21 protein-coding genes are annotated in these 25,191 nt (G+C 75.8%); 11 read left to right on the top strand and 10 right to left on the bottom strand.

Annotated elements, in window-relative coordinates; all coding sequences use genetic code 11:
* Positions 1-67: 67 nt before the first annotated feature.
* Positions 68-937 carry an ABC transporter permease gene (locus E1O70_RS13045; RefSeq protein WP_061267508.1) on the bottom strand — a complete coding sequence of 290 codons (870 nt, stop codon included), beginning with the start codon at positions 935-937 and terminating at the stop codon, positions 68-70.
* Positions 934-2,295 carry a quaternary amine ABC transporter ATP-binding protein gene (locus E1O70_RS13040; protein ID WP_082774388.1) on the bottom strand — a complete coding sequence of 454 codons (1,362 nt, stop codon included), beginning with the start codon at positions 2,293-2,295 and terminating at the stop codon, positions 934-936. Before E1O70_RS13040 ends, E1O70_RS13045 begins: the two co-directional genes overlap by 4 nt.
* Before the next feature lie 585 nt (positions 2,296-2,880).
* Here E1O70_RS13040 and ahcY point away from each other — a divergent pair.
* The 5 genes from ahcY (at position 2,881) to E1O70_RS13015 (ending at position 9,011) form a co-directional block, all read left to right on the top strand.
* The gene (ahcY, locus tag E1O70_RS13035) at positions 2,881-4,434 is read left to right on the top strand and encodes an adenosylhomocysteinase (RefSeq protein ID WP_082774389.1); all 1,554 of its coding nucleotides are present in this window, start codon (positions 2,881-2,883) and stop codon (positions 4,432-4,434) included.
* A 40-nt stretch (positions 4,435-4,474) separates the two neighbouring features.
* The gene (locus E1O70_RS13030) at positions 4,475-5,083 is read left to right on the top strand and encodes a hypothetical protein (protein ID WP_061267509.1); all 609 of its coding nucleotides are present in this window, start codon (positions 4,475-4,477) and stop codon (positions 5,081-5,083) included.
* Positions 5,084-5,165: 82 nt separating this feature from the next.
* Positions 5,166-6,701, top strand: coding sequence for a sensor histidine kinase (locus tag E1O70_RS13025; RefSeq protein ID WP_082774390.1), 1,536 nt, complete (start codon positions 5,166-5,168; stop codon positions 6,699-6,701).
* A 115-nt stretch (positions 6,702-6,816) separates the two neighbouring features.
* Positions 6,817-7,476: a response regulator transcription factor gene (locus tag E1O70_RS13020; protein ID WP_034651737.1), complete on the top strand. Its 660-nt coding sequence runs from the start codon at positions 6,817-6,819 to the stop codon at positions 7,474-7,476.
* A 182-nt stretch (positions 7,477-7,658) separates the two neighbouring features.
* Positions 7,659-9,011, top strand: coding sequence for an acyltransferase family protein (locus tag E1O70_RS13015; protein ID WP_061267510.1), 1,353 nt, complete (start codon positions 7,659-7,661; stop codon positions 9,009-9,011).
* Here the strand turns inward: E1O70_RS13015 and E1O70_RS13010 are convergent.
* A complete protein-coding gene (locus tag E1O70_RS13010) occupies positions 8,984-9,802 on the bottom strand; it encodes an RDD family protein (protein WP_034654446.1) in 819 nt (272 codons plus the stop codon). The genes E1O70_RS13015 and E1O70_RS13010 overlap by 28 nt on opposite strands.
* Before the next feature lie 86 nt (positions 9,803-9,888).
* Here E1O70_RS13010 and E1O70_RS13005 point away from each other — a divergent pair, with 86 nt between their 5' ends.
* Complete coding sequence (locus E1O70_RS13005) at positions 9,889-10,878, top strand: stage II sporulation protein M (protein WP_061267511.1); 990 nt, start codon at positions 9,889-9,891, stop codon at positions 10,876-10,878.
* Positions 10,879-10,889: 11 nt separating this feature from the next.
* Here E1O70_RS13005 and E1O70_RS13000 read toward each other — a convergent pair whose 3' ends face one another.
* The 7 genes from E1O70_RS13000 to E1O70_RS20440 all read right to left on the bottom strand — a co-directional run bounded on the left by E1O70_RS13000 (position 10,890) and on the right by E1O70_RS20440 (position 18,703).
* Positions 10,890-12,200, bottom strand: a complete 1,311-nt coding sequence (locus tag E1O70_RS13000; RefSeq protein WP_061267512.1) for a winged helix DNA-binding domain-containing protein — start codon at positions 12,198-12,200, stop codon at positions 10,890-10,892.
* A 7-nt stretch (positions 12,201-12,207) separates the two neighbouring features.
* Positions 12,208-12,330: a hypothetical protein gene (locus E1O70_RS20590; protein WP_255179365.1), complete on the bottom strand. Its 123-nt coding sequence runs from the start codon at positions 12,328-12,330 to the stop codon at positions 12,208-12,210.
* 549 nt (positions 12,331-12,879) lie between these two features.
* Entirely contained in the window at positions 12,880-14,172 is a 1,293-nt protein-coding gene (locus E1O70_RS12995) for a DUF58 domain-containing protein (RefSeq protein ID WP_061267513.1), read from the bottom strand.
* Positions 14,173-14,182: 10 nt separating this feature from the next.
* Entirely contained in the window at positions 14,183-15,157 is a 975-nt protein-coding gene (locus E1O70_RS12990; RefSeq protein ID WP_034656053.1) for an AAA family ATPase, read from the bottom strand.
* A 191-nt stretch (positions 15,158-15,348) separates the two neighbouring features.
* Complete coding sequence (locus E1O70_RS12985) at positions 15,349-16,605, bottom strand: DUF4350 domain-containing protein (protein WP_240696693.1); 1,257 nt, start codon at positions 16,603-16,605, stop codon at positions 15,349-15,351.
* Positions 16,602-17,264: a DUF4129 domain-containing protein gene (locus tag E1O70_RS12980; RefSeq protein WP_061267514.1), complete on the bottom strand. Its 663-nt coding sequence runs from the start codon at positions 17,262-17,264 to the stop codon at positions 16,602-16,604. Before E1O70_RS12980 ends, E1O70_RS12985 begins: the two co-directional genes overlap by 4 nt.
* The gene (locus E1O70_RS20440; RefSeq protein ID WP_061267515.1) at positions 17,261-18,703 is read right to left on the bottom strand and encodes a DUF7847 domain-containing protein; all 1,443 of its coding nucleotides are present in this window, start codon (positions 18,701-18,703) and stop codon (positions 17,261-17,263) included. The genes E1O70_RS12980 and E1O70_RS20440 overlap by 4 nt, the downstream gene beginning before the upstream one ends.
* 205 nt (positions 18,704-18,908) lie before the next feature.
* Here E1O70_RS20440 and mtrA point away from each other — a divergent pair, with 205 nt between their 5' ends.
* The 5 genes from mtrA (at position 18,909) to hpf (ending at position 25,153) form a co-directional block, all read left to right on the top strand.
* Positions 18,909-19,592, top strand: a complete 684-nt coding sequence (gene mtrA / locus E1O70_RS12970) for an MtrAB system response regulator MtrA (RefSeq protein ID WP_034655451.1) — start codon at positions 18,909-18,911, stop codon at positions 19,590-19,592.
* Positions 19,593-19,699: 107 nt separating this feature from the next.
* A complete protein-coding gene (gene mtrB / locus E1O70_RS12965; RefSeq protein WP_082774398.1) occupies positions 19,700-21,430 on the top strand; it encodes an MtrAB system histidine kinase MtrB in 1,731 nt (576 codons plus the stop codon).
* Positions 21,427-23,187, top strand: coding sequence for an LpqB family beta-propeller domain-containing protein (locus E1O70_RS12960; protein ID WP_061267517.1), 1,761 nt, complete (start codon positions 21,427-21,429; stop codon positions 23,185-23,187). Before mtrB ends, E1O70_RS12960 begins: the two co-directional genes overlap by 4 nt.
* A 145-nt stretch (positions 23,188-23,332) precedes the next feature.
* The gene (locus E1O70_RS12955; RefSeq protein ID WP_061267537.1) at positions 23,333-24,229 is read left to right on the top strand and encodes a ComF family protein; all 897 of its coding nucleotides are present in this window, start codon (positions 23,333-23,335) and stop codon (positions 24,227-24,229) included.
* A 270-nt stretch (positions 24,230-24,499) separates the two neighbouring features.
* The gene (hpf, locus tag E1O70_RS12950; protein WP_061267518.1) at positions 24,500-25,153 is read left to right on the top strand and encodes a ribosome hibernation-promoting factor, HPF/YfiA family; all 654 of its coding nucleotides are present in this window, start codon (positions 24,500-24,502) and stop codon (positions 25,151-25,153) included.
* The last annotated feature ends 38 nt before the right edge of the window (positions 25,154-25,191 follow it).

Here is a 25,191-nt window from a genome sequence, read left to right as displayed (position 1 = left end):
CGGGGTGCCCCACGACGGTGCGTGGGAGGGGGTCCCGGCATGCGGCCGGGGACGGTGGGTGGCGCGGTCAGACGCGCGCCGCGGCGAGGGCACGCGCCACGGGGGCGCGGTCGCCGAGCGCGGAGGTTACGCGGTCGAGGAACATCGCGAGGATGACGACGGCGAGGCCTGCCTCGAACCCGAGCGCCACGTCGACGCGCTGGAGCGCGGCGACGACGTCCTCGCCCAGGCCGCCGGCGCCGACCATGCCGGCGATGACGACCATGGAGAGCGAGAGCATGATGACCTGGTTGACGCCCGCCATGATCGTGGGCAGGGCGAGCGGGAGCTGGATCTGGCGCAGGATGCGGCCGGGGGTCGAGCCGAACGCCTGGCCGGCCTCGACCACCTCCTTGTCGACCTGCCGGATGCCCAGCTCGGTGAACCGGACGCCGGGCGCCATGGCGAAGACGATCGTCGCGATGATCCCGGGCACGGGCCCGGTGAGGAAGATGACGACCGTCGGGATGAGGTAGACGAACGCCGGCATGGTCTGCATGAAGTCGAGCACGGGCCGCACGACGGCGGAGACGCGGTCGTTGCGCGCGGCCCAGATGCCGAGCGGGATCGCGATCGCGATCGCGAGGACGGCGGACAGCAGGACGAGCGCGAGGGTGTCCATCGCGTTGTCCCACTGGTTCACGCCCGCGATGAGGACGAAGCCGACGAGCGTGCCGACCGCGAGCCGCCAGCCCTTGACGAAGAACGCCAGCGCGGCGAGGGCGATCGCGACGACCCAGAACGGCGGGCCGGACAGCACGGCGTCGAGCCCGTCGTAGACGCCCACGAGGACGTCCTTGATGAACCGGAAGAGCGGGCGGAACGTGGTGGTGACCCAGCCGACGAAGGCGTCGACCCACTCGCCGAGCGGGATGCGGGGGACGAGGGTGTCGTTCACGCGGCACCGCCTTCCGTCGGGGCGGCCGCGAGCGGGGCGGAGCCCTCCGCCGCCGCGTCCTGGACGACGGGCGTCTGCCCGAGGTCGATCTCGCCGGTCTTCGGCTGGTCGCCGGGGACCATGGCCTCGAGGAGCGTGACGCGGGGGACGACGCCGACGAGGCGGCCCTGCTCGTCCGTGACCGCGACGGGCAGCGGCGACTCCGCGGCGGGGGCGAAGACCTCCGCGAGCGGGGTGTCGGGAGAGACGGGCGCGACGCCCTGGCGCACGAGCCCGTCGAGGCTGTCCTGGCCCTTCTTCAGGGCGGCGACCGCGTCCTCGTCGCGCACGACGCCCTGGAGGCGGCGCTGGCGGTCGACGACGTACGCGGCCGAGACCTGCGCCTCGCGCATCGTGCGGCTCGCCTGGCGGGGACCGCCGGAGAGCGGGACGACGACGGCGGGGCGCACCATGACGGACGAGGCCGTGAGGACGCGCGTGCGGTCCACGTCGGCGACGAACTGGGCGACGTAGTCGTTCGCGGGGTCGGACAGGATCTGCTCGGCGGTGCCGATCTGCACGATCCGGCCGTCGCGCATGACGGCGATCCGGTCCCCGAGGTGCATCGCCTCGTTGAGGTCGTGCGTGATGAAGACGATCGTCTTGCCGAGCGTCTGCTGGAGCTCGAGGAGCTGCTCCTGCATCTCGCGCCGGATGAGCGGGTCGAGCGCGGAGAACGCCTCGTCCATGAGCAGGACGTCGGTGTCGGCGGCGAGCGCGCGGGCGAGCCCGACGCGCTGGCGCATGCCTCCGGAGAGCTGCGAGGGCAGGGAGTCCTCCCAGCCGCCGAGCCCGACGAGGCCGAGCGCGGTGCGGGCCTTCTCGCGGCGCTCCGCCTTGCCGACGCCCTGGATCTCCAGGGGGTAGGCGGCGTTGTCGAGCACGGTGCGGTGGGGCAGGAGCGCGAAGTGCTGGAAGACCATCGACACGTGCTTGCGGCGCAGCGCGCGCATCTGCTTGGCGTCGGCCTGGGCGAGGTCGGTGCCGCCGAGCAGCACGTGCCCGGACGTCGGCTTCCACAGCCCGTTGAGCATGCGGATGAGCGTCGACTTGCCGGAGCCCGAGAGGCCCATGACGACGAAGATCTCGCCCTGCTTCACGTCGAACGACGCGTCGATGACCGCGGCGGTGCCGAGCGGCTTGACGTCGTCGCGGCTCGCGCCCTGCTCGAGGCGGCGGATCGCCTCGACGGGGCGGCGCCCGAAGACCTTGTAGACGTCGCGGACCGAGAGCGCGGTCGCGCGCTCGTCGGTGCCGACGGTCGCGGCGCCGGCGTGCGCGGCCGGGTCGGTCGGCACGGGTGTGCTGAGAGCTGTCATGCGGTGGGTGTCGCCACCTTCCGGTCGTGGACCAGCGTCACGCCCCTCCGGAGCACCCGGGTGCGGGCGCTCGACGAGAGGGCACGGCAGGAGGCCCCGGGTGCGAGGACGTCCTCCCTGGGGTGGCGCGTCCGGCCGGTTGCCCCCGCAGGGGCCGGCGCACACAGGGCCTCACGCTGATCCGATGTCAATCGGTTCGCGCCCACCCTGCCTGATTCGAGGTTCAACTTCTACCCAGGACCCCCGCGCCAGGGGCGATTCCAGGACGATTCTTGACCGAGCATCGTTGGAATGGCGCGGATGACGGCGGAACCGGGATCGTTATCCCTTCGTGATCTTGAGATGGTCAAGCGTTCGTGTTACGCGCGCGCCCGGGCGCGCGCGCCGGACGAACGGTGGAGCTGCGGGCGCGGGTGGTCCGCGCCCCGGCCGGACGGCGTCGTCCTCGGTACGCTGGTGCCGGGCGGGCCGCGGTCCCGTCCCGCGCGGACGGGAGCCCCCAGCGCAGCAACCGACCAGTCATCGGGAGCCACCGCGGAGCCGGTACCACCGGCTCCGCCGGCACCGAGAACGCACAGGAGAACCATGTCCACCACAGCGCAGGCCCCGACCTCCGGCGCCACCCCCGGCTTCGACGAGATCCCCGGCCGGTACAAGGTCCGCGACCTGTCCCTGGCCGAGGCGGGCCGCCACCAGCTCCGCCTCGCCGAGCACGAGATGCCCGGCCTCATGGCGCTGCGCGCCGAGTACGGGGACTCGCAGCCGCTCGCGGGCGCCCGCATCGCCGGCTCCCTGCACATGACCGTGCAGACGGCCGTCCTCATCGAGACGCTCGTCGCGCTCGGCGCGCAGGTGCGCTGGGCGAGCTGCAACATCTTCTCGACGCAGGACGAGGCGGCGGCCGCCGTCGTCGTCGGGCCGCACGGGACGCCCGAGGACCCGCAGGGCGTCCCGGTGTTCGCGTGGAAGGGCGAGAGCCTCGAGGAGTACTGGGACTGCACCGAGCAGATCCTCGTGTGGCCGGGAGACGAGTCGCCCAACCTCATCCTCGACGACGGCGGCGACGCCACGATGCTCGTCCACCTGGGCCTGCAGTACGAGCGCGCGGGCGTCGTCCCGCCGGACACGCTCCCGGGCGAGCCCGACCACACCCACGAGATGAACGTCGTGCGCGGGGTGCTGCGCCGCGCGCTCGAGGCCGACCCGCTGCGCTGGACGACGATCGCGCAGGAGATCCAGGGCGTCACCGAGGAGACGACGACGGGCGTGCACCGCCTCTACCAGCTCGCCGAGTCGGGCGAGCTGCTCTTCCCGGCGATCAACGTCAACGACTCGGTCACCAAGTCGAAGTTCGACAACAAGTACGGCATCCGCCACTCTCTGCCCGACGGCATCAACCGCGCGACCGACGTCCTCATGGGCGGCAAGGTCGCGTTCGTCGCGGGCTACGGCGACGTCGGCAAGGGCGCGGCCGAGGCGTTCCGCGGCCAGGGCGCGCGTGTCATCGTGTCCGAGGTCGACCCGATCTGCGCGCTCCAGGCCGCGATGGACGGCTACCAGGTCGCCCGGATCGAGGACGTGCTCGGCGAGGCCGACTTCTTCATCACGACCACGGGCAACAAGGACGTCATCCGCGCCGAGCACCTCGTCGCGATGAAGGACAAGGCCGTCGTCGGCAACATCGGCCACTTCGACAACGAGATCGACATGGCCGGCCTCGCCGAGGTGCCCGGGGTGTCGCGCACCGAGATCAAGCCCCAGGTCCACGAGTGGACGTTCGCGGAGCCGGGCCCCGACGGCCAGCCCGCGGGCCGCTCGGTCGTCGTGCTCTCCGAGGGCCGCCTGCTCAACCTGGGGAACGCGACGGGCCACCCGTCGTTCGTCATGAGCAACTCGTTCTCGAACCAGGTGATCGGCCAGATCGAGCTCTACCAGGACGCGACGGCCGCCGCGCGCGAGGGGCGCGAGCGCGCCTACGCGCGCCAGGTCTACCGGCTGCCCAAGGTGCTCGACGAGAAGGTCGCGCGCCTGCACCTCGACGCGCTCGGCGTCCGGCTCACCGAGCTCTCGCCGTCTCAGGCGGACTACCTGGGCGTCCGCGTCGAGGGGCCGTACAAGCCGGAGCACTACCGCTACTGAGCACCGACCCGAGTCGTCCGGCACGCGCCGAGGAGGTCGTATGGACCCGTCGTCCGACGAGCGCACGCCGGTCGTGCCCTCGCCCCCCGCGGGCGAGGGCACGTCGGGGCCGGCCGACGAGGTGCGCGACGAGCCGCCGCCCGGCCGGGTGCGGCCGCTGTGGCACCGCGTGGGCGACCGCTGGGAGCGCGAGCCCCCGCACGACCTCCTGTACGGCGCGATCGTCGCGGGGTTCGTCATGGCGGTCTCCAGCGTGCACGCGCCGACGGGCGACCGCGTCGTGCTCGCGACGACCCTCGTGGCGGTGGGCTACTGGCTCGCGCACTGCTACGTGGACGCGGTGAGCGGACGCTTCCACGACACCGGGCACTCGCTGTGGGGCCGCACGGTCGTCGCGCTGCGGTCCAACGTCGGGGTGCTCCTCGGCGCGCTCCCCGGGATCGTCGTGTACCTCGTGGCGCTCGCGGCCGGGCTCGACGCCGAGGGCGCCGCCCTCGTCGCGGTGTGGTTCACCGTCGTCCTGCTCGGTGTGGTGGGGTTCCTCGCCGCGTACCGCGCGGGGGCGCGCGGAGGCCTGCTGGTGGGAGAGACGCTGCTCGCCGCGGCGTTCGGCGGCGTGGTCATCGCGGTCAAGTACCTGCTGCACTGACGGCAGGCACGGGGGTTGTCCCCACCCGGGTGCGGCGGACGCCACCCTGTCGTCGCCGCACGCGCGCGCCCAGACTGGCACCATGACTGCCGTGACCCCTGACCAGCCGAGCGTCGTGCCCGCGGGCGAGCCCTCGCCGGGCGCGCCCGACGCGGTCGTGCCGACGCCGCACCCCTCCGCGGTGCCGTCGACGCCCGCCACGTCGTCGGACCCCTCGGCGTCCGCCGTGGCCGCCGCGCCCGGGGTCCCGGGCGCGTTCGCGGGCTCGCAGCCCGACCCGCGGTACGTGGACCACCGCGAGCGGGTCGGCTTCGCGCGCGCGCCGTTCGCGGGGCGCACGTGGCGCGAGTACGGGTACCTCTCGCTCGCGCTCCTGCTGGCGCCCTTCGCGTTCTCCTACGGGCTGTTCTCCGTGGTCTTCCTCGTCGCGATGATCGTGCCCGTCCTGGGCCTCGTCGTCGCGGGGTGGGTCGTGGTCGGCGGGCGCGGCTGGGGCTCGATGTACCGGTCGCTCGCGCGGTCCCTGCTCGGGGTCGACGTCGCCGCCCCCGCCCCGTACACGCGCCGCCGCGGCTTCTGGAGCACGCTGTGGAGCGGGATCGGTGACGGCACGGGGTGGCGGGCCGTGCTCTTCCTCCTCGTGACGTTCCCGCTCGCCATCCTGTCCTTCGTCGTGAGCACGGTCTTCCTCGCCGTCGGGCTGGGCGGCACGACGCACTGGATCTGGTCGCGCTGGCTCCCGCTGCAGCAGGCCGCCGACGGGACGTGGCACCGCGGGGCGCAGATCGGCGTCGACTGGTACGTCGACACCCCGGCGCGCCAGCTCGGCCTCGTGCTCGTCGGGGCGCTCTTCCTCTGGGTCTGGCCCCACGTCACGCGCGCGTTCGCCCACCTCTTCCGCGTGCTCACGGTGGCGCTGCTCGGCCCCACGCTGTCCAGCCTGCGCGTCGCCGACCTCGAGGAGTCGCGCGGCCGCACGGTCGAGGACGCCGACGCGAAGCTGCGCCGCATCGAGCGCGACCTGCACGACGGCACCCAGGCGCGCCTCGTCGCCGTCGCGATGCAGCTCGGCGAGGCCAAGGAGCAGCTCGCGGCGGGCGGTGACGCGGGCGACGCGCTCGAGCTCGTCGACCTCGCGCACTCGTCGACCAAGGAGGCGCTGGTCGAGCTGCGCGAGCTCGCGCGCGGCATCCACCCGCCGGCGCTCGACAACGGTCTCGCGGTCGCGCTCGAGACCCTCGCGGCGCGCTCGCCGCTGCCGGTGACGGTCGACGTCGACCCGGCCGTCGAGGCGTCCGGCCGGCTCGCCCCCGCGGTCGAGTCGATCGCGTACTTCTGCGTCGCCGAGCTCGTCACCAACGCCGTCAAGCACGCGCGCGCGACAGGGGTGTACGTGCTCGTGGAGCGCCAGGGCAGCGGCCGCGGGGCGCGCCTGCGCCTGCGGGTGCGCGACGACGGCCAGGGCGGCGCGCGCGTCGTGCAGCCGGGCTCCGACGGTCACCGCTCGGGGCTCGCGGGCCTCGCGGAGCGCGTGCGCTCCGTGGACGGCTCGCTCGAGCTCACGAGCCCCGTCGGCGGGCCCACGGTGGTCACGGTCCTCCTGCCCGTCCGGGTCTGACGTGCTGCGCACGGACGGGACGGTCCTGCCCGGGTGGCGGGACGGCGTCGGGCAGGATGTCCCCGGGGCACCGCGCCCGCCCGGGCCGCCCGGCCCGCCCGACCGGAAGGACACCATGCGGCTCGTCATCGCCGAGGACTCCGCCATCCTGCGCGACGGTCTCGTCGCGCTCGTCACCCGCCGCGGCCACGAGGTCGCGGCGGCGGTCGCGGACGGCGACGAGCTCGTCGCGCAGGTCGCGCGGCTCGCGGCGCAGGACGCGCTGCCGGACGTCGCCGTCGTCGACATCCGCATGCCCCCGACGTTCACGGACGAGGGGCTGCGCGCGGCCCTGGCGCTGCGCGCGGCGCACCCCGATCTCGGGGTGCTGCTGTTCTCCCAGTACGTCGAGACGCGGTTCGCGAGCGAGCTGCTCACGGGCGGGGCGCGCGGCGTCGGCTACCTCCTCAAGGACCGGGTCGCGGACGTCGGCGAGTTCGTCGACGCGCTCACGCGCATCGCCGCGGGCCAGACCGTCCTCGACCCGGAGGTCGTGAGCCAGCTCATGGGCGCGTCGCGGTCCGACGACGGTCTCGCGCGCCTCACGCCGCGCGAGACCGAGGTGCTCGAGCTCATGGCGCAGGGCCGGTCGAACTCCGCCATCGCGGAGGCCCTGTTCCTCTCCTACGGCGCGGTCGAGAAGAACGTCACCTCGATCTTCGGCAAGCTCGGGCTGCCGCAGGACGCCGGCGACCACCGCCGCGTCCTCGCGGTGCTGCGCTACCTCAAGGTCTGAGCGGCTCTCAGCGCCTCCAGGTCTCAGCGACTCCAGGTCCGAGCGGCGGGGGACAACCCCCCGGAACCTCGGTGGACGACCGCGACGCGGTCGGGGGACCGTCCCGTACCGGGACGAACGGGATGTTTCCAGACTGGTGAGCACCGGGAGACCTCCCGGGCCTGCCGACCGAGGAGCATCCCGTGGCCGTCCTGTCGCCACCCCCCGCCCGACCCCGCGCGTCGTCGCCCGTCCTCCCGGCCTCGCGCCGGACCCGGGACGGCGGCCCGCCGGCCCCGCGCCCGGACCGGCCCGGCGCGGCGGCCGCGGCGGGCGAGGGACCGCGTCGCCCGTCGCGCGACGTGTTCGTCGACGCCGTGCGCGCCGTCGCGACCCTCAGCGTCCTCACGGTGCACTGGCTCATGGCGGACGCGACGTGGGACGGCGAGCAGCTCCGGATCGGGAACGCCCTCGCGCACGGCGCCGGGTGGGCCGTGACGTGGGTGCTCCAGGTGCTCGCCCTGCTGTTCTTCGCGGCGGGCGCCTCGGCGGCGTACGGGCTGCGGCGTGCCGGCGGCCCTGGTGGGACCGCGGCCCGGGGCCGGGTCGTGACCCGCCCGAGCGCCGTCGCCGACCTGGCCGACGGCGTCCGCCTCGCGGGCGCCCGGCTGCCGCGCCTGCTGCGGCCGGTGGCCGTCTTCGTCGGGGCGTGGGTGGTCGCCGTCGGCGTCCTGCTGGCCGTCGGGCTCCCGGCCGACGCCGTCCGCTCGCTCGCGACGCTCGCGCCGCAGCTCCTGTGGTTCCTCGCGGTCTACCTCGGTCTCGTCGTCCTCACGCCGCTCCTGCGTCGCGCGCTGCACGCCGCCGGCTGGTGGGCCGTCGCCGGGCTCGCCGCGGCCCCGCTCGCGGTCGAGGCCCTGCGGTTCGGCGCCGGGCTCGAGCGGCTCGCGCTCGTCAACGTGGTGCTCGTGTGGGCCGTGCCCTACGCGGTCGGGCTCCTCTATGCCGACGCCCGCTCGGGCCTGCGGGTCGTGCGCCGGGGCCGCGTCGTCCCCGTCGCCGTCGTGCCGCGGCCCCGCGTGCTCGTGGCCGTCGGGCTCGCCGCGGCTTCCCTCGCCGCCCTGCTCGTCGCCGTCGGGCCCTACCCGGTCTCGCTCATCGGCATGCCGGGCGACGCCATCTCCAACCTCGGGCCGCCGACCGCGCCCGTCGTGCTGCACGCCGTCGCGCTCGTCGCGCTCGCGCTCGCCGCGCGGGGACCGCTCGTGCGCTGGGCCGACGGCCGGGGGCGGTCCGTCGTGCGCGGTCTCGCGCGACGCTCGATGACCGTGTACCTGTGGCACCTCACCGCGATGGTGGTCGTGGTCGGGGTCGTCCTCGTGGTGCTCGGGCAGGAGCTCCCGGCCGTCGGCGGCGCCGACTGGTGGGCGAGCCGGCCCGTGTGGTTCGGCGCGTTCGCCCTCGTGCTCGTCGGGATCGCGCGCGCCGTCGGGCGGTTCGAGGACGCCCCGACGGGGCGCCGCGCGCGTCAGCGCGTCGGGTCGGGCACCGAGTAGGGGAGCCGGTGGAGCAGCTCGGCCTGCTCCCGCGCGGCGGCCTGCGCACGGTGGGCCGTCGCGCGGTCCCGGTCGCGGCGTTCGGTGAGCACGGCGAGCAGGAACGTCTCGGGGTGGGTGCCGGGCGGCGGGCCCGGAGCGACGTACCGCTCGACCTGCCCCGCGAGCTCCTGGCCCAGCCGCGCGCGCGACGCCGGGTGCAGGCGGTCGGCGCGCCCGAGGAACTGCCGGGCGGCCAGCGCGAGGCCGTCCGGCAGCCGGCGCATGTCGGCGTGCGCGGCCCACGCGGCGAGGTAGGGCGGCATCGCGAGCGGGGCGAGCGTCGGTCGCCCGCCCCGCACCCGGATCGCGTACGTGCCCGCCGCCATGTCGCCGAGCCGCTTGCCCTTGTCGTTCGTCAGCGACGCGACGAGCGCGACCGAGCCGAACGTCAGCCAGATCTCGCCGACCCCGACGAGCGCCCGCAGGAACGCGTGCCGGAACCGGACCGGGCCGCCGTCGTCGCGCACGACCCGGATGCCGAGCGCGAGCTTGCCGAGCGAGCGGCCGCGCGAGAGCGTCTCGACCGTCGTCGGGATGACGACCATGACGAGGACCGAGAACGCGATGAGGATCGCGGTGACCAGGTCGAGCTCGAGCGAGCCCAGCGAGGCGCCGAGTACGAAGAGCGTCGCGACGAAGAACACGAGCACGACGAGCAGGTCGAGCGCGAGCGCGAGCCCGCGCGTCACGAACGACGCCGGTCGCGCGTCCAGGACCACGCCCTCGCCGATCACGATGCCCTCGCGCACGCCCGCTCCCGTCCTCGCCGTCGCGGGTCCTGCCCGCCGGTCGGTCGGCGCACCGGCGGCACGCCCCGTGTGGCAGGGTATCGGTCGTGGACCTCGACGCCTTCACCGACGTGCACGGCGCGGAGTGGGACCGCCTCGACGCGCTCGTCCGCCGCCGCACGCTCGACGGCGCGGAGGCCGACGAGCTCGTCCGGCTCTACCAGTCCGTCGCGACGCACCTGTCGACCGTGCGCTCCGTCGCGCCGGACCCGGTGCTCATCTCGCGCCTGTCCGTGCTCCTCGGGCGCGCCCGCACGCGCATCGCGGGGGCGCACGAACCCGCGTGGCGCGACGTCGTGCGGTTCCTCACGGTGTCCCTCCCGGCCGCGCTCTACCGGATCCGGTGGTGGTCGGTCGGCGTGACCGCCGCGTGCCTCCTCGTCGCGCTCGTCGCGGGCGTCTGGGTCGCGACCACGCCCGAGGGCCTCGCCTCCATGGGCCCGCCCAGCGTCCAGGAGGAGTACGTGAACGACGCGTTCGCGTCCTACTACGACCCGGGCGTCGACTTCGCCGCCGTCGTGTGGACGAACAACGCGCGGATCGCGGCCTTCTGCGTGGGCCTCGGGATCACGGGGGTGTTCCCCGTGTGGGTCCTGTTCCAGAACGCGGTCGGCATCGGCTCGATCGGCGGCATGATGGCCGCGCACGGCGAGCTCGCGCTCTTCCTCCAGCTCATCGCGCCGCACGGGCTGCTCGAGCTCATGTCGATCTTCGTCGCCGGCGCCGCCGGGCTGCGGATCTTCTGGGCGTGGATCGACCCCGGGCCCCTGCCGCGCTCGCGCGCCCTCGCGCAGGAGGGCCGGGCGCTCGTCACCGTCGCGATCGGCCTCGCGATCGCGCTCGCGGTCTCCGGCGTCATCGAGGGGTTCGTCACCGGGTCGGAGCTGCCGTGGTGGCTCAAGATCGTGATCGGGGCGGTCGCGCTCGCGGCGTTCTGGGTCTACACGATCGTGCTCGGTCGCCGCGCGGTCCGGGCCGGGGAGACGGGCGACCTCACGGCCGACCACGCGGGCGACACGGCCCCCGTCGCGGCCTGACCGACGATGCCTCAGCCGTCGACGACGACGCGCGCCCGCGCGTCCGGCCACCCGCACCGCACCCAGTCCTCGGCGCGCGCGACGACCTCGTCGCGCACCGCGGGGTCGCGCAGTCGGTCGGCGAGGCTCGGCGCCTCGCCGCCGGACGCGCCGGGGCCGCTCCGTGCGCGCAGGGGCCGCACCTCGACGTGCACGACGACGTCCGTCCCGTCGACCGGGCGCGTCCCGTCGGCCGGGGCCGCTGCTCGGGCGCTAGGGGTGTTCGCGGTCGCTGCTCGGGCGCTGCGCGCCGCCGGTGCCGCCGGGCGGGCCGTCCAGGCGCCCGCGACGCGGCCGTCGACGAGGACCGCCGCCGCGACCTGACCGTTGACGCTCACGACGCTCGTGACCGGCAGGTCCCCGAGGACGCGCGTGCGGTCGTCGTGGGACAGGAGCAGGTTGTCGAAGTCGCCCGCGAGGACCACGGGCACGGGCTCGTCGCCCGGTGGGCGCGGCGCGTCGGGCAGGTCGAGGAGCTCGGTGCCGGCCGGGCCGGTGAACGTCACGAGCTCCGGTCGCAGCACGTCGACCGCGGCGCGCAGCCGGGTCAGGCCCGCCCAGCGCTGCGCGTCCGCCACCGACGCCGGGCCGAACGCCGCGAGGTACCGGCGCACGAGCCGGACGCGCGCCGCGAGCGTCGCGTCCGGGTCCGTGCCGTGCGCGACGGCGTCGAGGGCGTCGTCGGACCGCCCGAGCCAGGCCTGCGCCGTCGTCCAGGTGGTCGTCGTGCCCGTGCCGCTCGCGCCCCACAGGCCGCGGGGCGGGACCTGCACGAGCGGGAGCAGGCAGCGGGCCGCGTACGCGAGGTGCTTCGGGTCGACGTCGGGCCAGCGCTCCGCGAGGCGCAGCCCCAGCTCGACCGACGTCAGCGGGTCCGCGAGCAGGTCGCGCGCCGCGCGCTCGAGGTCGTCGAGGTCGACATGGGCGAGCGCCGTCCCGTGCTGGTTCCGCGACCGCAGGTAGGTCGCCAGACCGGGGCGGGCGAGCGCCGTCAGCTCGAGCGCGTCGTCGGCCGCGACGAGGTGCACCGTGCCACGCAGCGTCGCGACGCGCACCACCTGGTGGTCGAGCAGGCGGTCGCCCAGGTCGTCCGGCGCGAAGCCCGCCAGGCGCGACCAGAGCGCCGGGTACGGCGACGACGGGACCTGCGACTGCAGGCCGACGAGGTGGCGCACCTCGTCCAGCACGGTCGCGTCGCGCGGGGCCGCGAGGTGCTGGCGCGCGAGCAGCGCCCGGTTGAGGTCGTCGTGGCTCAGCCGCGGCCCGAACCGCTCGTCGGCCATCGGCCCGTCAGGACAGGACGATCGCGAGCGCCGGGACGAGGAACGTCGCGAGCAGCGCCACCACGACGATGATCGCGACGCGACGGTTGCGCCGGACGCGCTGCCGGGGGTCGGTCGGCTGCCAGGCCACGGGAGTCTCCTGAGGTCGGGATGGACGTGCTGGACGACCCTACCTCCCGCCCCTGACGGTCGGGGGAGAGGGCCCCGGAACCACCTCCCGCGAGGTAGAGGCCTGGTCTCCCGATGTAGAGCCGTAGCTCCGCGAGTTAGAGGCGTGGTTTGCGCGAGGTAGAGCGGTGGTTGCGCGAGGTAGAGGCGTGGGTTGCGCGAGGTAGCGCGGTGGTTCCGCGAGGTAGAGCGGTGGTTCCGCCAGGTAGAGCCGTGGTCGCCCGGGGTGGGCCTGCCCACGCTCGAAGGGACGACGACGTCGTGCCACCTCAGACGGGTTGCGCGCCGACCGGATGGTCGTGGCGCCCGACCGGGCGCTTCAGGTGGCCCGGCGCCGCAGACGGAGCCGGGATCCCTGCTCGGCGAACCCGGGGAACCTCAACTCGTGAGACCAGGCCTCTACCTCGCGCGGCCTCGGCTCTACCTCGTGGGACCGGGCCTCTACCTCGTGCGACCGCGGCTCTACCTCGCGCGACCACCGGCTCCGGCTCGGTTGCCCCCCGGCGGGGGCTCAGAGGCGGCCGGCCGCCTTGAGCGCCAGGTAGGTGTCGGCGAGGCGGGGGGCGAGGTCGTCGGGGAGGGCGTCGACGACCTCGACCCCGCGCTGGCGCAGGACCGTCGTCACGGCGGCGCGCTCGATCTCGCCGCGCGCGGCGGCCGCGGCGTCGTACACCTCGGCGGTCCCGGTGCGGTCGTCGCGCAGGGCGGCGACCTCGGGGTCGCCCGCCGCGGCGAGCACGACCTGGTGCTTGGCCGTGAGCTGCCCGACGACGGGCAGCAGCCCGGACTCGACGGCGGCGGCGTCGAGCGTCGACAGGAGCACGACGAGCGCGCGCTGCGACAGGCGCTCGTGGACGGTGCCGACGAGGCCGGGCCAGTCGGTCTCGAGGAGCGCGGGCTCGAGCGGCGCGAGGGCGTCCGCCATGGCGGGCATGAGGCGCGGCCCGGCGGCCCCTGCGACGCGCGAGCGCACGGTGCGGTCGTACGCGACGAGCTCGACGCGGTCCCCGGCGCGCCCCGCAAGAGCGGCGAGCAGCAGCGCCGCCTCGATGCTCGCGTCGAGGCGCGGCGCGTCCCCGACGCGCGCCGCCGACGTGCGGGACGTGTCGACGACGATGAGCACGCGGCGGTCGCGCTCGGGCCGCCACGTGCGCACGACCATGTCCCGGCCGCGCGCCGACGCGCGCCAGTCGATCGAGCGGACGTCGTCGCCGAGCACGTACTCGCGCAGCGAGTCGAACTCGGTGCCCTCGCCGCGCACCTGCACCGCGGCGCGCCCGTCCATCTCGCGCAGGCGCGCGAGGCGGCTCGGGAGGTGGCGTCGCGACGCGAACTCGGGGAGCACGCGCAGCCGCCCGGGCACGGGGATCGAGGCCTGGCGCGCGGCGAGCCGCAGCGGGCCGAACGAGCGGATCGTCACGCGGTCCGCGACGCGCTCGCCGCGGCGCGTCGGGACGAGCACGGTCGTCACGCGCGTCGCCTCGCCCGGCGTCAGGTCGACGGCGTGCCGGTTGACCTGCGTCCCCGCGGACGGCGGCCACGCGTCGCGCACGAGCGCGCGCAGCCGCCGCGGGGCGAGGTTCGTCAGCGTGAGCCGGGACGCCGTCGCGTCGGTCAGCCGCACGGAGCCCGCGACGCGCCGCTCGATCGCGACGCGCCGCGGGGACGCCGCGAGGGCCGCGTCGAGCACGCACAGCGCGACGACGAGCAGCGTCCACACGAGCACCGTCCCCGGCACGGGGACGAGCAGCACGGGGACGATCCCGAGCGCCGCCAGCACGACGGCGCGCCACGTCAGGGCCACGAGCGACGCCTCAGCGGGGGACGGGGACGGACGCGAGCACGGTGTCGAGCACGCTCTCGGCCGTCACGCCCTCCAGCTCGGCCTCGGGCCGCAGCTGCACGCGGTGGCGCAGCGTGGGGTGCGCGAGGGCCTTGACGTCGTCCGGCGTCACGTAGGAGCGGCCCGAGAGCCACGCCCACGCGCGCGACGTGGCGAGCAGCGCCGTCGCACCGCGCGGGGACACGCCGAGGGAGAGCGAGGGGGAGTGGCGCGTCGCGCGGCACACGTCGACGGCGTAGCCGAGCACCTCGCGCGCGACCTGGACGCGCGCGACCTCCGCGCGGGCGCGGTCGAGCACGTCGCGCCCGGCGACGGCGCGCACCCCGGCGCCCGCGAGGTCGCGCGGGTTGAAGCCGGCGGCGTGCCGTGCGAGCACCTCGACCTCCTGCTCGCGCTCCGGCAGCGGCAGCACGACCTTGAGCAGGAAGCGGTCGAGCTGCGCCTCGGGCAGCGGGTACGTGCCCTCGTACTCGACGGGGTTCTGCGTCGCGATGACGAGGAAGGGGTCGGGCAGCGGGCGCGGCGTGCCGTCGACCGAGACCTGCCGCTCCTCCATGGCCTCCAGGAGCGACGCCTGGGTCTTGGGGGGCGTGCGGTTGATCTCGTCGGCGAGCAGCAGGTTCGTGAAGACCGGCCCCTCGCGGAACGAGAACTCGGCGGTCCGCGCGTCGTACACGAGCGAGCCCGTGACGTCGCCGGGCATGAGGTCGGGCGTGAACTGCACGCGCTTCGTGCCGAGGTCGAGCGACGCGGCGAGCGTGCGCACGAGCAGCGTCTTGGCGACGCCGGGCACGCCCTCGAGCAGCACGTGGCCCTTGCAGAGCAGCGCGATGAGCAGGCTCGTCACGGCGCCGTCCTGCCCGACGACGGCCTTGCCGACCTCGCTGCGGACGGCGGCGAGCGCCTGCCGCAGCTCGGGCGACGGCGCGGGCGGGGCGTCGTGCACGGGTGTGGGGTTCGGGGTCGGCGTGGCGGGCGCGTGGCCCTGGCCGTACGGCGCCTGCGGGGCGGGTGCCTGCGGCCCGGGCCGGTGCACGGGCTGGCCGGCGGCCGCGCTCACGCGGTCGGCGACGCCCTGGTCCTGGGCGGGCGGCGCGTAGCGGTCGGGCTGCGGCACGGAGCCGTCGGGGTGGTGCGTCACGAGTGGTAGACCTCGCTCTCGATCCGGTCAAGGTGACGCGCGAGCTCGAGCAGCGCCGCGTCGTCGGCGGGTGGTGGTCCGTACAGGAGCTGGGCGACCTGGTCGCCCGGCCGACCCGTCGCGCGGGCGACGGCGTCGACGACGGTGGGGGCGTCGGCCGAGCGGGGCAGGCCGAGGCGGTGCGCGAGGCGGTCGGCGGCGCTCGCGCGCAGCCCTGCGGCGGCGTGGCCGCGCGCGCCCGCGCGCCGGTAGAGGCGGCCGCGGCCGCGGGTCGTCTCGGCGGCGCGCACGACGACCGGCAGGTCCTCCGTCACGAGGGGGCCCAGCCGGCGGCCGCGCCACAGCACGACCACGAGCAGCACGACGAGCGCCTGCAGGGCGACGACGCCGAACCACGGCGGCAGGGACAGCCCGGGGGTCGTGCTCCCGTCGTCGGCGAGCGACGTGTCGAACGGGTCGGGCACGAGCCACACGAGACGGTCGTGCGCGCCGAGCGTCCAGAGCGCGAGCGCGGCGTTGCCGTCCTCGGTGACCGAATCGTTGCGCAGGACTGCGGGCGTGTCCACCGCGCGCACCGTGCGCCCGTCGGCCTCGTGCACGAGGTAGGCGCCCAGGGACGGGTCGTCGGGGGAGGGGAAGCAGAGGACGGTCGCGTCGTCGAGCGCGACGAAGCCGACGCCGTCGGAGCGGATCGAGCCCGCGGCCTGCGCGGCCGGGTCCGCGCAGCGCGCCGGTCGTGCCGATCCGCCGGAGCCCCAGTCGTACGCGAGCTCCGTGCCGCCGTCGGTCGCGGCGGCGAGCAGGTGGTCGGGCGGCGCGACGAGCACGAGGTCCGCGGGGGTCCCGACGAGCGCTTCCACCTGCTCGTCGAGCAGGTAGTCGCCCTGTGCGACGAGGAGCGTGCCGCCCTCCTCGGCGGCGCGCACCGCGTCGGCGACCGTGCGCACGTAGGTGACCTGCACGCCCTGGTCGCCCAGCACCTGCGCGACCGCGCGCGCCCCGGCGGGGCCCGGGTTGTCGGGTGCGAGCGGCGTGGCCGACGTCGCGGGCCGCGCGAGCGCCGTCAGCCCGGCGAGCAGCAGCAGCGCGCCGACGACGGCGACGGGCCAGCGCGCCCGGCGCCAGCGGCTGCGGGCCCGCGAGCGGGCGGTCGTGCCGTCGCCGACGACGGGCACGTAGGCGGTCGTCACGGCTCGCGGGTCGCCCGACGCGCCCGCGGAGGGCGGTGCGGAGGACGTCGTCGGGGCGCTCATGCGCCGTCACCGGGCGCGGAGGCGGCGAGCTCCGCACGGAGCGCGGGGCGCGTCGCGAGCGTCCGCTCGTCGAGCGCGCGCAGGAAGGCGTCCGCCTCCGGGCCGACGGTCACGGCGCCGTACGCGACGTCGTCGAACAGGTGCGCGCCGCGCTCGAGCCCGTCCGCGACGTCGGGCAGGCGCTCGCCCGCCGTCCGTGCGGCCTCCCACGCGGTCCGTCCGGGACGCGGGTCGAGGACCGCGCGCTCCTCCAGCGAGCGCACGACGCCGCGGAAGCGTTCGAGCGCGGCGGTCGCCCAGTCGGCGCGCGCCGCGGCGGCGTCGGCCGCGGCCCGCATCTCGGCCGCGGTGCGCGCGTCGTCGTCGAGCACGACCACCGAGGCCTTCGCCCGGCGCGACAGGCGCACCGGACCGGCGACCCAGTAGGCCACCGCCGCGACCACGGCGACCGCCACGACGACGACCACCGCCGTCAGCGGGCCGCCGAGGTCGAGCGTGGGCGCGCCGTCGAACAGTCCCTGGAGCCACTCGAGGAACCGCTGCAGGAGCGACGGGTCCGTGCGGTACTCCGGCCCGGCGAGCTCGCCGACGAGCCACCGCCGGGCCTCGTCGGCGCCGGGCTGCACGGGCACGTCGGCCGCGAGCGACCGGACGGTCATGCGGGCGGCTGCTCGCTCGCCGCCGCGGCGAGCTCGACGTCCAGGCCCTCGCGGCGCATGCGCACGTCGATGTAGAGCAGGGCGACGATGCAGCCCAGGAAGACCGAGGTGAGGATCATCGAGAGCGCGACGCCGATCGCCTGCACGAGGTGGTACAGGAAGGTCTGGCCCGCCATGAGCAGGAACGACGCGGCGAGGCTCGCGGGGTACGCGACGATGCCGGAGACGAAGCTCATCGCCACGAGGGCGAGCAGGTAGATGCCGAACAGCCGCCAGAAGCTGCCGCGGGTGAGCAGCCACGCCCGCTTGACGGTCCGCCAGAACGGCTGCCCCTCCAGCGCCAGGGCGGGAGGCACGAGGCCGGTCCGCGTCCCGACCCAGACGAGGAGCACGGGCCAGGCGAGCAGGGCGACGACGATGAGGAACGCGCCGAGCCCCTCGGAGACCGCGAAGCCCGCGACGACGAGGAGCGTGGCCAGGCCGAGCGCCACGGACGCGGCCAGGCCGGTCAGCAGGGGGAAGGCGATGAGGAACCACGTGCGCCGTCCGACCTGGGACCAGACCTCGCCGACGCCGGCCTTGCGCCCGATCGCGGACTGGCCGACGGAGACCGTGAGGAGACCCGCGATGATCGGCGCGGCGAAGAACGTGGTCACCTGGATGCCGAGGGAGCTCGCGAGCGTCGTGGCGAAGCTCTCGTCGAAGCCGGGGAAGGTGGCCTCGTCCAGCACGACGTCGAAGTACTGGGCGACGTAGCCGGAGAACGCCCAGCCGAGGAAGGTGCCGAGCAGCGTCGCGACCACGACGACGAGCGCGCTCATGCCGAGCACGACCCGGGGGTTGTGGCGGATCGCGCCGAACGCGCCGTCGAAGATCTCGCCGAGCGACAGCGGGCGCAGCGGGATGATGCCGGGCTTCGCCGCGGCCGGCGCGTAGGGCGCGCCCGCGAGGCCGGGCGGCGGGCCGTAGCCCGGCGCGCCGTACTGCTGCTGCCCGTACTGGCCCTGCCCGAACTGCTGCTGGCCGTAACCGGGCTGCTGGCCGTAACCCGGCTGCTGCTGGCCGTAGCCGGGCTGCTGACCGTAGCCGGGCTGGCCGTACCCCGGCTGCTGCTGGCCGTAGCCGGGCTGCTGGCCGTAGCCCGGCTGGCCGTAGCCCGGCTGGCCCGGAGCGGCGCCGGGCGCACCCCACGCGCCGGGTGCGGGCGGCTGGTCCGTCGGCGGGTGCTGACCGGGCTCCTGGCCGGGCGCGTACTGGCCGTACCGCGGCTGCGGCGCCGGCGAGCCGGGCGCACCGTAGCCGGGGGCGCCGTACGAGGGCGCGCCCCAGCCGCTCGTGTCGCCGCCCGGACCGGGCGCGGCGGGCGGCGTGGGGCCGGGGGCCGCCGTCGGGTCGGGCGTGGCACCGTCCGGCGTGCCGGAGGTGTCGGGTGTGCTCATGTGCTCGTGGTCCCCCGCGATCGGCTCGGGCGTCGGTCCAGGCCGCCGGGCGAGGATCGGCAACGGCGGCGAGGCCACCCTAGTACGCGGCCCTGCGCGGCGGCCGACCGGCTCGCGCCGCCGGGTGCGCCCCCGCCCGCGGGTTCACCCTCGCCGCGGGGCCCGGCCGCCCCGACGTCGGGCCCGTCGATGGCAAGATGTCCGCATGAAGGTTCGTGTGCTCGTGGTGGACGACGACACCGCCCTGGCCGAGATGATCGGCATCGTCCTGCGCTCCGAGGGCTTCGAACCGGTGTTCTGCGCGGACGGCGACCTCGCGCTCGAGACGTTCCGCACCACGCAGCCGGACCTGGTCCTGCTCGACCTCATGCTCCCGGGCAAGGACGGCACGGAGGTGTGCCGCCTCATCCGGGCGGAGTCGGGCGTCCCGATCATCATGCTCACCGCGAAGAGCGACACGGTCGACGTCGTGCTCGGCCTGGAGTCGGGTGCCGACGACTACATCTCCAAGCCGTTCAAGCCCAAGGAGCTCGTCGCCCGCATCCGGGCGCGCCTGCGTCGCACGGAGGAGCCCGCCCCCGAGCACCTGTCCATCGGCGACGTCGAGATCGACGTCACGGGGCACCGCGTGTCGCGCGGCGGCGAGCAGGTGTCCCTGACCCCGCTCGAGTTCGACCTCCTCGTCGCGCTCGCGCGCAAGCCGTGGCAGGTCTTCACGCGCGAGGTGCTCCTCGAGAAGGTCTGGGGCTACCGGCACGCGGCGGACACGCGGCTCGTCAACGTCCACGTGCAGCGCCTGCGCTCGAAGATCGAGCACGACCCGGAGAACCCGGAGATCGTCCTCACCGTGCGCGGCGTCGGCTACAAGGCGGGCGCGACCCGCACGTGAGCACGACGGCCGGCTCCGCCGACGGGCGCGGGCGAGGGCTCTGGCGCCGCGTCCGGCGCCGGGCGCGCGCGACCGTCCGCCGGGTGGTGTGGCGCTGGCGCTCGTCGATGCAGCTGCGCGTCGTCACGTCGGCGCTCGTCGTCGGCGTGCTGACCGTCGGGGCGCTCGGCGCGTACCTCACCGACGCCATGCGCGACGGCCTCTACGAGCGGCGTGCCGCCGAGCTCGACCAGGAGAGCGCCCAGTCCACGCAGCAGGCGCGCCGCACGCTCGACGCGTCGCCCGCGTCGACGCCGACCGAGGCCCAGTCGCTCCTCTTCGACCTCTTCTCCATGCTCCAGACCACCGGGTCGTCGCGCGACGTCTTCCTCTGGCAGTCCGGCGGCTCGGGCACGGTCGGCTTCCTCGACCAGTCGACCGACCAGCAGCTCGACGGCCTCGTGTCGCCCGAGATGCGTGCGGCGACCGTCGCGGCGGACGGCGAGCAGTACCTCCAGTCGGTGGCGATCCCGGTCGACCCGGCGCACCCGGAGTCGTCGGGGGTGGTGCCCGGCATCGTCGTGGGCTCGACCGTCGAGGTGCCGGTCGCGGGCACGTACGAGCTCTACTACCTCTACGACCTCGAGGCCGACCAGGAGACGCTGCGCTTCCTCCAGTCGGTCCTGCTCGTGGGGGCGCTCGTACTGCTCGCCCTGCTCGTCGGGATCACGGCGCTCGTCACGCGCCAGGCGGTGCTCCCGGTGCGCCAGGCCGCGAGCGTCGCGGAACGGCTCGCGGACGGCCGCCTCGACGAGCGGCTCCCGGTCAAGGGCCACGACGAGATGGCGTCCCTCGCGCACTCGTTCAACGAGATGGCGCAGAGCCTCCAGGAGCAGATCGGGCGCATGGAGGAGCTGTCGATGCTCCAGCGCCGGTTCGTCTCGGACGTGTCCCACGAGCTGCGCACGCCGCTCACCACGATCCGCATGGCCTCCGAGGTGCTGCACGCGTCGCGCGAGGACTTCGACCCGGTCTCGCGGCGCTCGACCGAGCTCCTGCAGGCCCAGCTCGACCGGTTCGAGGACCTGCTCGCCGACCTGCTCGAGATCAGCCGGTTCGACGCCGGCGCCGCGGTCCTCGACGCCGAGCGGCGCGACCTGCGCGACGTGGTGAACGCCGCCGTCGACCACGCCGCCCCGCTCGCCGAGCGCAAGGGCGTGTGGCTGTCGGTCCACCTTGGCGACGAGCCCGTCACGGCCGACATCGACCCGCGGCGCGTCGAGCGCATCGTGCGCAACCTCGTCGTCAACGCGATCGAGCACGCCGAGGAGCGGCCGGTCGAGATCACGGTCGACGGCGACGGGCACGCCGTCGCGGTGACGGTCCGCGACCACGGGGTCGGGATGACGACCGACGAGGTCCAGCACGTGTTCGACCGCTTCTGGCGTGCGGACCCGGCACGCGCCCGCACGACCGGCGGCACGGGCCTCGGGCTCGCGATCTCCCTGGAGGACGCGCACCTGCACGGCGGGTGGCTCGAGGCGTGGGGCCGCCCCGGCCGGGGCGCGAGCTTCCGGCTCACGCTCCCGCGGCGCGCCGGGATCCGGCTCCAGTCGTCCCCCCTGCCGCTCGTCTCCGAGGCGGCCACCGGCCGCGGGCTGCCCGCCGAGTGGAGCGTGCGGACGCCGGTCGTCGAGGACGTCGAGGGCACGGCGGGCCCGGCCGACCTGCCGTCCGTCACGGGCGGCATCCCCGTCGTCATCCCGCGCGACCACGCGCCCCAGCCCGGCCGGGCGACGGTGCCCGGCTCCGGCGGCGGTCCGACCGCCGGCCCCGACGACGTCCAGGAGGGGCGATGACCACGACGGGGACCGTGCGGCGTCCGACCGCGGGGCAGGCGGACCTGCGGCGCCGGGTCGGGCGCGCGCTCGCCGCTGGGCTCGCGGCCGTGGGGGTCGCCGCCCTCGCGGCGTGCGCCTCGATCCCCACGTCCGGGCCCGTCGTCGAGGGCGAGGCCACGCCGGAGGACCCGGGCCAGCCGTTCGTCAGCGCCGCCTCGCCCCGCCGCGACGCCTCGCCGGACCAGATCGTCCGCGGCTTCCTGGCCGCCCAGGCCCAGGGCGCGCGCGGCTCGTTCGACGTCGCGTCCGAGTTCCTCACGCGCGACGCGCAGGACGACTGGTCGCCCGTCTCCCAGGTCGCGATCCTCGAGGACGTGCCGCAGCTCGAGGTCGACGAGGCCGCGATCGAGGGCGGCACGACGACGGTCCGCGCCACCGCCGACGTCGTGGGCACCGTCGACGAGCGCGGCGTCTACACGGAGCAGGCGCCCGGCCGCACCACCGAGGTCTCCTACGGCCTCGTCCGCGACGCCGACGACCAGTGGCGCATCGACGTGGTCGACGACGGGCTGACGATCACGGCCACCAACTTCGCGCGCACCTTCAAGCAGGCCAACCTCTACTTCCCGGCCCTCGACCGGGCCTACCTCGTGCCCGACGCCCGCTGGTTCCCGAGCCGGAACTGGCAGGCGCTCGCGGTCCGTGAGACGCTGCGCGGACCGGCGGACTGGCTCGCAGGGTCCGTCGCGACGGTCGCGCCCGAGGGCACCTCGCTGAGCATCGACTCCGTGCCGCCGGTGGAGGGCAGGGTCGCGGTGCCCCTCACCGACCCGGTGACCGCGGCGTCGCCGGCCGACCGCGCGATGCTCATCGCGCAGCTCCAGGCCTCGCTCGGCGTGCCCGTCGACATCACGGTGGGCGTCGGCGGCTCGGAGCTCTCGGCCGACGACGTCCCGACCATCGGCGTCGCCACCACGCCCGACGAGCCGGTCGTGCTCTCGGGCGACCAGATCATGAGCCTGGAGGGGCGCACGACGCGCGCGGTGACGTCGGCCGCCCCGCTCGCCGGGCTCCAGCCCACCGCGCTCGCGTTCCGCGGCCGCGCCGACGACGCCACGTACGTCGTGCGGGACGGTGCCGGGCGGCTCGTCACGGCGCCGACGGCCGAGGCCGGGCCCGTCACGCTCCTCACCGGGACGAGCCTCGTCGCGCCGTCGATCGACCGGTTCCAGTACGTGTGGAGCGGCCCGCAGGTGCAGGCAGGGTCGTTGCAGGTCGTGGACCTGCGGGAGGCCGGCAGCGACGCCGCGGTCTCCGAGGTGGCCGCGCCGTGGCTCGACGGGCGCACCGTGATGTCGCTGCGGGTCGCGCCCGACGGCGCCCGGGTGGCCGTCGTCAGCGACTCGGGCTCCGGGGCGCAGGTCCACGTCGCGGGCATCGTCCGTGACGAGGCCGGCCGGCCGACCCAGCTCTCCGCCCCGGTCCGGGTCGGGCAGCCGATCGCCGCCGCGACGCAGGTGACGTGGGCCGACCGCACGCTCCTCGGGGTCCTCGGCCGGGCGTCCGGGGAGTCCGAGGTCGTCGTCCAGCGGGTGCCCGTCGGGGGACCGACGGTCGCCGCCTCGCCCGTCGAGGGCGCCGTCTCGCTCGCGTCGGCCACGGGCGTCGGCACGACGCTCGTCGGGACGAGCGACAGCAGCCTGTACGCCGCGGGCACGTCGAGCCTCTGGACCAAGATCGCCACCGAGGTCCGGCTGCCCACGTACCCCGGCTGAGACGCCGCGCGCCCGGCGGCGCGCGGCGTGCCGGGCGACCACAGGCTCCCGGACGGCGCGGGTCGGGAGCCGGCGGCGCGTGCGTCGTCCACAGGTGGCCGGTTCGCCGGTGCCGGACGCCCGCGCCACCGGGCACGCTGGCCCGGTGCTCCTCGCCGCCCTCGACGACGTCGCCCGCCTCGTCCTGCCCGTCGCGTGCCCCGGCTGCGACGCGTCCGACGTCCGGTGGTGCGAACCCTGCCTCGCGCCGCTGCGCGCCCCGCTCCGGCGGCGCGAACGTGGGGCGCCCCGCCTCGACCGGCTCGACGGCGTCGCGCCCCTGCCGGTGTGGGCGCCGGCGGCGTACACGGGGCCCGTGCGCGGCGTCGTCGTCGCCTGGAAGGACCGCGGCCGGGCGGACCTCGACCGGCCGCTCGCGGACGCCGCGTGGCGCGCGGGCACCGCGCTGGGGCCGGTGCTCGGAGCCGTGCTCGGGCCGGGGCGCGGCCCCGCGCTCGGTCCCGCGCTCGGGTCCGGGTTCGGGGCGGTGCGGGGGGAGGGGTCCCGGGGTCTCCCGGTGCTCGTCGTCCCGGCACCGACGACGCGGGCCGCGCGTCGCGCCCGCGGGCGCGACCCCGTCGCTCTGCTCGCGCGTGCGGTCGCCGCCGGCCTCGACACCTCGGGGACCTCCGCCCGGAGCGCCGCGCTCCTCGTGCACCGCGGGCGCGCCCGGGACCAGGTCGGGCTCGGCTCGCGGGCGCGCGGGGCCCGTCTCGGCACGGTCGCCGTCGCCCCCGGGAAACTTCTCGGGGCCGGTGCCGGAAGGCTCGTCGGACCGTCCGCCGGAGCGCGTCGAGGACCGCCCGGGCGGCGCCCGTCGACCGGCGCGCCGGCACCGGTCGTGGCGTGCCTCCTCGTCGACGACGTCGTCACCACGGGAGCGACCCTCGCCGCGTGCGAGAGGGCGCTGACCAGCGCCGGCGCTCTCGTGCTGGGCGCCGTCGCGCTCGCCGCGACCCCGTCGCCGGGCGAACGACGGCGGTCCGCCGGGCAGCCTCCGTGAGGTGCGCGCCGCGGGGGCCGAAGGTCCCCTCGTTCACCTCCCGTTGGTGCTGCCGACACCCCGGACCGGGGGTTAGGCTGAGGGCCAGTCGCCGCGGACGACGGACGTGCAGGACACGTGCGCCGCCGCGCGAGCGTACCGAGCGCGCGGCCCTGCGCCGCAAGGAGGTGGTAGCCCACCGCACCCGGCAGCGGGTGCTCCTACCGAATCCGAACGAGGCGCCCGGACGCACCGGGCCGGGCGTCGCACTAGATCCTCGCGGAGGCTCACATGGAGATCGTCGTCGTCGGCAGGCACACGGAAGTGGCAGACCGCTTCCGCCGGCACGTGGAGGACAAGCTCGCCAAGGTCCAGCAGCTCGCGCCCACGGCGCAGCGCGTGGACGTCGAGGTCACCCACGAGAACAACCCGAGGCTCTCGGGGGTCCGCGAACGCGTCGAGCTCACCGTGCGGGCCAAGGGACCCGTCGTCCGCGCCGAGGCCGCGGCCGACGACCGGTTCGGCGCCCTCGACCTCGCGATGGACAAGCTCGCGGAACGGCTGCGCCGCGCCCGCGACCGTCGCAAGGACCACCGCAACCACACCGTCGTGCCGCCCGTCGACGTGCGTCCCTACGACCCGGCCACGCACGAGGCACCCCCGCCGCCGGCGCCGACCGCGCCGACCGCGCCCGGGGAGGCCGTCGAGACGACGCTCGGCGACTCGCCCGTCGTCATCCGGCAGAAGCTGCACACCGCGGAGCCCATGACGGTGGACGACGCGCTGTACGAGATGGAGATGGTCGGCCACGACTTCTTCCTCTTCGTCGACATCGAGACGTCGCGCCCGTCCGTCGCCTACCGCCGCCGCGGCTGGACGTACGGCGTCGTCGCGCTCGACACGTCCTGCGACTGCGCCGACGCCACGGTCGAGAAGAGCGCCTGACCGCACCCGACGCGCCCGGACCCTCGAGGGTCCGGGCG

The sequence above is a fragment of the Cellulosimicrobium funkei genome (assembly GCF_004519295.1).
Classification (GTDB): domain Bacteria; phylum Actinomycetota; class Actinomycetes; order Actinomycetales; family Cellulomonadaceae; genus Cellulosimicrobium; species Cellulosimicrobium funkei.
Note: the sequence above shows the minus strand (reverse complement) of the source record. Positions and strands in the feature narration are given on the sequence as shown.

Bases quoted from the DNA above. Each gene is read 5' to 3' on its own strand.
- E1O70_RS13040 (WP_082774388.1), bottom strand. From the start codon at position 2,295: ATGACAGCTCTCAGCACACCCGTGCCGACCGACCCGGCCGCGCACGCC.
- ahcY (WP_082774389.1), top strand. From the start codon at position 2,881: ATGTCCACCACAGCGCAGGCCCCGACCTCCGGCGCCACCCCCGGCTTC.
- E1O70_RS13030 (WP_061267509.1), top strand. From the start codon at position 4,475: ATGGACCCGTCGTCCGACGAGCGCACGCCGGTCGTGCCCTCGCCCCCC.
- E1O70_RS13025 (WP_082774390.1), top strand. From the start codon at position 5,166: ATGACTGCCGTGACCCCTGACCAGCCGAGCGTCGTGCCCGCGGGCGAG.
- E1O70_RS13020 (WP_034651737.1), top strand. From the start codon at position 6,817: ATGCGGCTCGTCATCGCCGAGGACTCCGCCATCCTGCGCGACGGTCTC.
- E1O70_RS13000 (WP_061267512.1), bottom strand. From the start codon at position 12,200: ATGGCCGACGAGCGGTTCGGGCCGCGGCTGAGCCACGACGACCTCAAC.
- E1O70_RS12985 (WP_240696693.1), bottom strand. From the start codon at position 16,605: ATGAGCGCCCCGACGACGTCCTCCGCACCGCCCTCCGCGGGCGCGTCG.
- E1O70_RS12980 (WP_061267514.1), bottom strand. From the start codon at position 17,264: ATGACCGTCCGGTCGCTCGCGGCCGACGTGCCCGTGCAGCCCGGCGCC.
- E1O70_RS20440 (WP_061267515.1), bottom strand. From the start codon at position 18,703: ATGAGCACACCCGACACCTCCGGCACGCCGGACGGTGCCACGCCCGAC.
- mtrA (WP_034655451.1), top strand. From the start codon at position 18,909: ATGAAGGTTCGTGTGCTCGTGGTGGACGACGACACCGCCCTGGCCGAG.
- mtrB (WP_082774398.1), top strand. From the start codon at position 19,700: ATGCAGCTGCGCGTCGTCACGTCGGCGCTCGTCGTCGGCGTGCTGACC.
- E1O70_RS12960 (WP_061267517.1), top strand. From the start codon at position 21,427: ATGACCACGACGGGGACCGTGCGGCGTCCGACCGCGGGGCAGGCGGAC.
- hpf (WP_061267518.1), top strand. From the start codon at position 24,500: ATGGAGATCGTCGTCGTCGGCAGGCACACGGAAGTGGCAGACCGCTTC.